The organism is bacterium, from assembly GCA_035530055.1.
Classification (GTDB): domain Bacteria; phylum UBA6262; class WVXT01; order WVXT01; family WVXT01; genus WVXT01.
This window is the reverse complement of record DATKVN010000047.1, coordinates 1-9,280: the sequence shown is the minus strand read 5'-3', so window position 1 is coordinate 9,280 and position 9,280 is coordinate 1. Positions and strand designations below refer to the sequence as shown.

Below are 9,280 nucleotides of genomic sequence, written 5' to 3'. Positions count from 1 at the left end.
CGGAGAAGGTCGATATATCTTGCTTAAAAGTTTGTCAGGGAAATAGTGGGAGCGTTATTGCTATTGTTAATGAAGGTGGTGAGAGGATTCTCTTTGCCTATCAAGGAGCCAATGCAAAACTATCTCTTGAAAATATTGATAAAAATTATATAAAATCCGCTAAATATATCTTCTTAAGTAGCATTGAAGGTGAAAAAGCTATCCCGGCGATGGAACTTGCTTCCCGTTATGCTAAAGAATCTGGAGTGAAAGTATTTTTCGACCCGGGATACATATTTGTGGAAAGGGGGCTTAAAAGCCTTAAAGGAATCTTGAATAAAGCAACAATAGTGAAATTTAATGAGACAGAGATAAAAGAGTTAACCAAAAGAGAAAAGCTCCACGATGCCTCGGAAGCCATTGCCGAATACGGAGCAAAAATTGTTCTTACCACTCTGGGAAGAGAAGGATGCTTTGTCTATTCTGGTGTGGGCAATAAATTTATTGACTCGTATAAAGAATTCAAACCTGTAGATAAAACAGGGGCTGGTGATGCCTTCTCTTGCGGGTTTATTTTTGGTGATTTAAATAATTGGGATTTGGAAAAATCTGTAAAATTTGCTAATCTTATAGCGAGCATTTCCGTTACCAGAATTGGCGCCAGGTCTGTTCCCTATTTAAAGGAATTGAAGGATTATAAAGAATATAGCCAATTCTAAGAAAGTTCCCTCTCCTCTCGGGGAGAGGGTTAGGGTGAGGGGGATAAATTATGCCGCAAGTTAAGAGAGCTCTTATTAGTGTGTTTGACAAGACAGGAATTGTAGAGTTTGCCCGTGGTTTGAAAGATTTGGGAGTGGAGATTATTTCTACCGGCGGGACTGCTAAGATGTTAAAGGAAGCAGGAATATCCATCCGCTCGGTTTCAGATTATACGGGTTTCCCTGAGGTACTGGAAGGAAGAGTGAAGACTTTGCATCCCAAAGTTCATGGGGCTTTGCTTGCCCTCAGGGATAATCCCCAACACATGAAAGAGACAGAAAAGCATAACATAGAACTGATTGACATGGTAGTAATTAACCTTTATCCATTTGAAGCCACAATTGCCAAAGAGGGCGTTACTAAAGAGGAGGCTATTGAGAATATTGACATCGGTGGTCCAACTATGTTGAGGTCAGCAGCCAAGAATTATAAGTGGGTAGTGCCAATTTCTGATCCTCAACATTATGGTTCCGTTCTGGAAGAGATGAAAAAGAATAAAGGTGCGGTAAGCGAGGAGACCTCTCTAAGATTAACCACAGATATATTTCGACATCTCTCTAAATATAATTACCATATCTACCATTATTTTCTCACTTCCTCTTCCTCTCCTTCTCTTTTTCCGGATTTATTGCAACTCCAGCTGGAGAAGGTAAAGGATTTGAGGTATGGAGAGAATCCCCATCAAAGCGCAGCATTTTATAGAGAATTAGTTAAAGGAAAAGGGCAGGGAATAGCAGATGTAGAAAAACTGGGAGGCAAGGAGCTTTCTTTTAACAATATTCTGGATTTAGATGCAGCAGTCAATATCGTGGAAGAATTTGAAGAGCCAGTAGCAGTGATTATTAAGCATACTAACCCCTGTGGTGTGGCCACTGGTCGTGCTCTTCTTGAGACTTATAAGAAAGCTCGCCAATGCGACCCGGTTAGTGCCTTTGGGTCCATTGTCGGCTTCAATCGCAAGGTGGATAGTAAAACCGCAGAAGAGATTGTTAAGACCTTTGTTGAGGCAGTGATTGCCCCGGATTTTGAAGATGAAGCTGTTAAAGTTCTGAAAGTGAAGAAAGATATCCGATTGTTAAAGTTGTCTGGTGAAAGAAAATTATCTTCTCTTCAGCTCGATTACCGGAGAGTTTCCGGAGGGCTGTTAGCTCAGACTAAGGATTTGAAAACTTTTGCTGATGGTCTGGAAGTAGTTACTGAGAAGAAGCCAGGCGATGTGGAATTGAAAGCTCTCCTGTTTGCCTGGAAAGTTTGTAAGCACGTTAAGTCGAATGCCATTGTTCTGGCAAGCGAAAGCCAGACGCTAGGCATCGGAGCTGGTCAGATGTCTCGTGTGGATGCAGTGAAAATTGCGAAGAGGAAGATGGGGGAGCAATTCGGGAAATATAAGGGGCTTATAGTTCTGGCTTCAGATGCTTTCTTTCCTTTCCGTGACTCTGTCGATTTGGCTGCTACCTTTGGGGTTACAGCAATTATTCAGCCGGGAGGTTCCTTGAGGGATAAGGAGTCGATTACTGCTTGTAATGAGCATAAAATTGCTATGGCCTTCACCAGAATGCGCCATTTCAAACATTAAAAAAAGAAAAGGGGTCAGAGTCATTTTTCATTATAGCCGCAGAGCGATAGTTCTGCGTCGGTGTAGGGGCGACACTCCGTGGTCGCCCGAAGGAGGGACGGCACAGAGTCCGTCCCCTACAGAGGAAGCAAAGCTTATGCTTTGCTGCTATAAGAAATGCTCGCTACACCAAATTCCTTCGCATTAGGAGAAAAAGGAAAAAAATGGGACGGCCGTCGTGGGATGACTACTTTATGGAAATTGCTGATACTGTGGCTAAACGTTCCACCTGTCTGAGGAGGCAGGTGGGAGCAATCATTGTGCGGGAGAAGAGAATTCTTGCCACAGGATATAATGGGACTTTAACCGGACTGCCCCACTGTGAACAGGTAGGGTGTGTTCGAGAAAAGAAGAACGTTCCCTCTGGCAAGATGCAGGAATTGTGCCGGGGGCTCCACGGTGAACAGAATGCATTGTTATTTGCTGCTGCTAATGGTGTAGATATAAAGAACGCTACCATATATTGTACGCATCAACCTTGTATTCTCTGCGCCAAGATGATAATTCAGGCGGGGATAACTCGAGCTGTTTTTAAAGGTGAATATCCTGATGAGATGGCGCGGAAACTATTTAAAGAAACAAAAGTGGAACTTTGCCAGTTGAAACAGGGAGTTAAAAGATAGTTTATTTATAGGGAGGATAAATGATTTCTCGCTATACTCTTCCTAAAATGGGGAGAATCTGGACTGACGAGAACAGGTTCGGGATAATGATGGAAATTGAGCTGGCTGTTTGCGAAGCTCTGAGTAATCTTGGAGAGATTCCCAGGAGTGCGCTCATTAAAATTAAGAGAAAAGCACGCTTTAACTTGGCAAGGATTAAAAAGATAGAGAGCAAAGTGCATCACGATGTGATCGCTTTTGTATCTTCTTTGAGCGAGAGTGTGGGTAAAGAAGGAAGATATATTCATCTGGGATTAACTTCTTCTGATATTCTGGATACCGCACTGGCTGTGCAGATGGTTGAGGCTATAGATATTTTAATCGAAGATCTGGAGAATCTTTCCCGGACTCTGAGGAAGAGAGCCATAAAACATAAGAATACAATAATGATAGGTAGAACCCACGGAATCCATGCTGAGCCGATTACTTTTGGGTTGAAACTGGCACTCTGGTATCAGGAGACCCTGAGAAGCTTAGAGAGACTCAGGCGGGCAAGGGAAGTGATTGGTGTGGGAAAAATTTCAGGGGCAGTGGGAACTTATGCTCACGTGAATCCTAAAGTGGAACTCTATGTCTGTAAAAAACTTGGGTTGAAGCCAGCCCCTATTTCCACACAGATAATTCAAAGAGACCGCCATGCCGAATACCTTTCCATATTGGCGCTGGTAGCCGGTTCACTGGAGAAATTTGCCCTGGAAATAAGAAACCTCCAGAGGACTGAGATTCTGGAGGTAGAAGAGTATTTCAGCCCTACTCAGAAAGGTTCTTCAGCAATGCCCCACAAAAAGAACCCCATAACTTGTGAGAGAATTTGTGGACTGGCGCGTCTTGTTCGCTCCCATGCGGTAGCCTCCTTAGAGAATATACCTCTATGGCACGAGAGAGACATTACACATTCCTCTGTGGAAAGAGTTATTATTCCTGATAGTACAGTTCTCCTGGATTATATGTTGCAGAAGTTCGAAAATATCGTGAAAAGACTCATAGTCTATCCTGAGAATATGAAGAAGAATCTGGAGAAAAGTAAGAATACCATTTTCTCCCAGAGGATTCTTCTGGAACTGGTAAAGAAGGGACTTTCCCGGGAGAGGGCATATGAGCTGACTCAAAGAAGTGCTATGAGGGCCTGGAAGGAAGGCAGTGAATATCGCGAGCTTCTAAAAAAGGACAAGGAAGTGGGGAAATATTTTACAAAAAGAGAAATCGATGCTTGCTTCAATCTCAACTATTACTTGAGATATGTGAATATAATCTTTAAACGGCTAAAACTGTAAAGTATCTCTGTTCCACTTTCAACGGAACGGGGAGGCGGAGCATAAAATATGGCTACTTTAGTTGTGGTAGGTGCCCAGTGGGGCGACGAAGGTAAAGGCAAAGTTGTCCACCTTCTCTCAGAGAAGGCCGATTATATTATCCGCTACCAGGGTGGCAACAATGCGGGACATACTGTTGTCTTTAATGGTCAGGAATTCATTCTCCACTTGGTTCCAGCGGGAATCCTCGAGCCGGGCAAGAAATGTATTATTGGAAGTGGAGTGGTAGTAGATCCCCAGGCACTGGTAGAAGAGATTCGCTTTCTCGAGAGGAAAGGAATAAAAATAGAAGGCAGGCTTTTTGTCAGTGATGCCTGCCATATTATTCTGCCCTATCATCGCTGGATGGATCAGCTCAGGGAAATCCAGCAGGGTAAGAAGAGAATCGGTACCACCCGAAAGGGCATCGGGCCAGCCTACGCCGATAAGGTGGCGAGAGTGGGTATAAGAATGGCTGATTTCCTTTCCCTACGCCTATTCAGGGAACTATTGGAAAGGAACTTGAAAGAAAAGGCGCCTCTTCTGAGGAAAGCGTGTAAGCTCTCTGAGTTGAGGCGAGAGATTCTGGAAAAAAGAAAAAAGCAGTTACCCATAATTAAAGATCTCGTTGTGGATTCAGCAATAATGATTAACCGGATAATTTCTCAGGGGAGGAATGTTATCCTGGAGAGTGCTCAGGGGACTCTACTGGACGTTGATTATGGAAGTTATCCTTATGTTACCTCTTCCAATCCTGTGGCTGGTGGAGCCTGTGTGGGTATAGGTATAGGTCCCACTCAGGTCGATCGAGTCTTAGGAATTGTCAAGGCATATACTACCAGGGTAGGAGAGGGACCATTTCCCACAGAGCTTTCCAATAGCATAGGTAAACTATTGCAGGAAAAGGGAAAAGAGTTTGGAGCAACTACAGGCCGGCCTCGACGCTGTGGCTGGTTTGACGCCTCCATTGTCCGACACGCAGTTAGGGTAAATGGTCTGAGGAGTTTGGCCTTGACCAAGCTGGATGTTCTGGATGGGATTGACCCTTTAAAAATTTGTATAGCATATCGCTACCGGGGAAAATTGATCAGGGAGTTTCCCACTGGCAGAGAAATTTTCAAAGATTGTAAACCAGTTTATATAGAGTTAAAAGGGTGGAAAGAGAAGACTAAAGGCATTCAGAAATTTAATTTACTACCCCAAAATGCAAAGAAATATTTAAGTAAAATAGAAAGCCTGGTTCAGGCAAAAGTCTCCATAGTCTCTATGGGCAGAAGCAGAGAGGAGACGATTATAATAGATAAAGACTTGATAGATTTCAATTTTTAAGAAAGGTTTGGAGTCCTTCCGAAAGGAAGGGATAACCTCGCTTTCGCGAGGAGTCCAGTTTTACACAGGAGGTAGGAATGGCGCGGGTTGTTTTAAGGAAGGCGACTAAGTTATATCCTGGAGGTGTTATCGGCGCCAAGGATATTAATTTGGAAATTGCTGATAAAGAGTTCTGCATTTTAGTTGGACCCTCAGGCTGTGGTAAATCGACCACGCTACGAATGATTGCTGGCTTGGAGGAAGTTACTGAAGGAGAAATCTATATTGATGATAGACTGATCAATGACATCCCTCCTAAAAACAGGGATATTGCTATGGTTTTCCAGAACTACGCTCTTTACCCCCATATGACTGCCTATGAAAATATGGCTTTTGCACTAAAATTGAGAAAGTATCCCAAGGAAGAGATACAACGCAGGGTAGAAGAAGCAGCAGAGATTTTAGGTATCCGGCCTCTTCTAAACAGAAGGCCAAAGGCACTCTCTGGCGGAGAGAGACAGAGGGTAGCAGTGGGAAGGGCTATAGTTCGTAAACCAAAAGTCTTCTTATTCGATGAACCTTTAAGTAATTTAGACGCAAAGATGAGAGTTCAGATGAGGACAGAACTCAGCAAGCTTCACAAGCGGCTGCAAGCTACTATGATCTACGTGACTCACGACCAGGTAGAGGCTATGACCATGGGAGACAAGATCACAGTATTGAAGGATGGTATCATTCACCAGGTGGCAGATCCAATCACTCTTTATGACCAGCCGGTAAATAAGTTTGTGGCCGGGTTCATCGGGACACCCCCAATGAACTTTATGGAATGCCGGGTAATAAAAAAGAATGCTGGAATATATCTAGATGAAGGAAACTACGAAGTAAAAGTCAGTAAGAGAATGGGAAAACCCCTCGAACCCTATGTGGGCAGAGAAGTAATCTTCGGCATCCGACCAGAGGATATTTATGATAAGCTCTACTCTGCGGGAGCTACCCGGGATAACACTATTTCCAGTACTGTAGAGGTTGTGGAGCCTATGGGTGCTGAGATAATGTTACATTTAACCACCAGCAAAAGTATTTTTATTGCCCGCGTTGGTTCACACAATAAAGCAAAAGTTAACCAGGACATAGAAATGGTCTTTGATATGGATAAAATTCATGTTTTTGATAAGAAGACAGAAAAGACTATAGTGTAGTCCTGTTTTCAAGCGTTATTTCACCACAACAATCTTCTTTGTCTTTTTATAATCCCCCGCCTGTATATGAACAAAATATAACCCAGAGCCAACGACATCGCCTGAGTCATTCCTTCCATCCCAGTAGTACTTATGGATACCTGCTTCTTTCTGTTCATCTGCCAGTTCTCTTATTCTATTGCCTCTGGTATTATAAAGATTTAATCTTACATAAGCTTGTTTTGGCAGTTCTACTACGATTAATGCTCTTTCTCCTTTTGCTGGATTAAATACGTTGTTATAACAACCTGCTGGTAATTCTGCAAATTCTTTTTGAAATACTATAATATGAGTTTGAGATTCATCCTTTACTCCATAGACATCGGTTACAGTTAATGTCACTGTATATTCTCCAGGAGAAGTGAAAATATGGGAAGTTTTCATTCCTGTTGATGTTGAGCCATCTCCAAAATCCCATTCATAACTTACTATATCTCCATTAGGAGATGTGCTTTGTGAACCATCAAACGAGACAGTAAGGGGAGCGCGACCCTCTTTTGGTTCATTTTGTATTACAGCCACAGGAAATAAAACATATTCATAAGCACCGATATCAAGGGCAGTTCCAGAATAAGCTAAACTCACTTCTTGCCCAGTTGTCCAGGTTAAAGACTGATTAAGGGTAAGGGTGTTGGTATTATAATCAATATTAATAATCCCTGTTCCGGTTGTCTGTCCTTTTAACTGGATGATATCCCCGGCTTCACCTTCAATACCATAACCATCATAGAAATATCCGGCATCCTCAACGGTTATTTGATTACCGCTACCACTTGGACTCGTGATAATGGTGAGGAAACCTCCAGCATCAATCATCGGACTGCCCGGTTGAAGGTGAAAATCATTATTATTTGCGTCAACGAACAATGGGTCTTGCTGAACATTACCCGAAAAAACTGTATAGTTGGCATTAAAATAATCGGGAGTTTCAGGGTCTAAATAGGTACGATTCAGGCCATCATATATCAGTTGATCTGAAAAATTTCCAGCAGCAAAAAAATTGTTGTTTTTAAAGTAAGTAGTGTCCAGCCTGCCTCTTAAAATAAGTTGCACTGGTTTTCCGGCTAAATTCGTTAGCCAAGTCCAGTTTATATGCGGGACTATACTACCTTCAGATAAAATGTTATTCTTGAACATATTGTCTTCGAAGGCATAGAGATCGGTAAACGGGTAGTTATAGTAATCGGCCACGTTTTTGATTGGCGGGGGATTGGGTATGCCCGCCATTGAATTATCGGATGGAACCGTTACCTTACCATTGTCATAACCGTAAAACATTATTGTAAATGCGGTTATGCGTAACGTATCCGGCTTCATGTCCTTCCCCTACAATGCGAGTTCCATTCCAGCCTTTCCAGGAACCGCCCCAGCGCATAATAATCCCCACACCGCCGGCTACTCCGCTAGGATAATCGGGGTCGGGAGTAGTAAGCGGCGGATTGGAGAACACATTATTTCTGATGATTGTACTTTGACCGGAAAACTGAATAGCCGAAGTTCTGGCACCAACATTGTCTCGGTCTGGATGATAGCCGAATAAGTTATTCTCAAACAAATTGCCTTGCGTACCATTATACCCTGGAACGGGAATGTAAGAGGGATTCCTAGAATCTCTGGTGTCCACCTTCTGGTCAAAAACTTCGGTCAATTTCTCGGCCATTCCGCCCGCAAAATAGGGGTTACAGAACTTATTATTTCTTATCACATTGTAACTTGCACTCCTTAAAGACAATAGGCTATGTGCTGCTGTCCTGAATGTATTGTTCTCAATTAGGTTATAATCGCTCTCGACAAGCAACAGGCTATCATAGGCAGAGTTACAAAACGTATTGTTGACTATCTTCCAGTTATAGCATTCTGTTAATCTGACACAACCCTTCGAATCCCACGTGCTATCTTCAAACCGGCAATTCTTAATGGTAATATAATTACAGCCCCTCGCAAACATCCAGCCAGCGACATGTCTAATAGTTAATCCATCTATTTCTATATAGCTTACGTTCTTCAACGTAATTACCCCTCTGGCAACAGATAACCAATTATCATTGGGGTAGCTGTCAAGACCATCGCCAAGTATTACCGTCTCGCCATTGTATGCTTTGAATACAATAGGATTCTGTGCGGTTCCTGAATGTTTGGGCCAGAGTACGTCGTTTTCGTTAAGCCCTGAGCCAGAGTGGTATGTCCCCTCTCTGGTCAAAACCGTATCGCCAGGGCCGGCAACATTAGCCGCTTCAACGATGGAGGTATAGGCGTTACCATCGCTGCCTGAATTATCTCTATTGGCTACTGAGTACTCACCGGCAAGGCAGTCTGTTACCAAGGTATTATCAACATAGATTGTTTCCGGTATTGAATTGGCTACAGGTATAAACCTTGGCGTTATGCTACTGTCATAGTTAACGGCATAGAATGTATAGTTAG

General features: G+C 42.9%; 8 protein-coding genes. 6 read left to right on the top strand and 2 right to left on the bottom strand.

Annotated elements, in window-relative coordinates:
* The 6 genes from VMW39_04085 to ugpC all read left to right on the top strand — a co-directional run.
* Positions 1–698 (top strand): carbohydrate kinase family protein (locus tag VMW39_04085; GenBank protein ID HUW23192.1); only part of this gene is annotated, 698 nt, incomplete at its 5' end.
* A gap of 50 nt (positions 699–748) precedes the next feature.
* Positions 749–2,314 (top strand): bifunctional phosphoribosylaminoimidazolecarboxamide formyltransferase/IMP cyclohydrolase, encoded by a 1,566-nt coding sequence (gene purH / locus VMW39_04080; protein ID HUW23191.1) that lies wholly within the window; start codon positions 749–751, stop codon positions 2,312–2,314.
* A 203-nt stretch (positions 2,315–2,517) separates the two neighbouring features.
* Positions 2,518–2,976 (top strand): cytidine/deoxycytidylate deaminase family protein, encoded by a 459-nt coding sequence (locus VMW39_04075; GenBank protein HUW23190.1) that lies wholly within the window; start codon positions 2,518–2,520, stop codon positions 2,974–2,976.
* A 20-nt stretch (positions 2,977–2,996) separates the two neighbouring features.
* Complete coding sequence (purB, locus tag VMW39_04070; protein HUW23189.1) at positions 2,997–4,289, top strand: adenylosuccinate lyase; 1,293 nt, start codon at positions 2,997–2,999, stop codon at positions 4,287–4,289.
* A gap of 48 nt (positions 4,290–4,337) precedes the next feature.
* Positions 4,338–5,636 carry an adenylosuccinate synthase gene (locus tag VMW39_04065; GenBank protein HUW23188.1) on the top strand — a complete coding sequence of 433 codons (1,299 nt, stop codon included), beginning with the start codon at positions 4,338–4,340 and terminating at the stop codon, positions 5,634–5,636.
* A gap of 77 nt (positions 5,637–5,713) precedes the next feature.
* Positions 5,714–6,817, top strand: a complete 1,104-nt coding sequence (gene ugpC / locus VMW39_04060) for a sn-glycerol-3-phosphate ABC transporter ATP-binding protein UgpC (protein ID HUW23187.1) — start codon at positions 5,714–5,716, stop codon at positions 6,815–6,817.
* 15 nt (positions 6,818–6,832) lie between these two features.
* Here ugpC and VMW39_04055 read toward each other — a convergent pair whose 3' ends face one another.
* Both VMW39_04055 and VMW39_04050 read right to left on the bottom strand, forming a co-directional pair.
* Positions 6,833–8,173, bottom strand: coding sequence for a PKD domain-containing protein (locus tag VMW39_04055; GenBank protein ID HUW23186.1), 1,341 nt, complete (start codon positions 8,171–8,173; stop codon positions 6,833–6,835).
* The coding region (locus tag VMW39_04050; GenBank protein HUW23185.1) for a right-handed parallel beta-helix repeat-containing protein at positions 8,118–9,280 on the bottom strand (1,163 nt) is incomplete at its 5' end. The genes VMW39_04055 and VMW39_04050, both read right to left, overlap by 56 nt.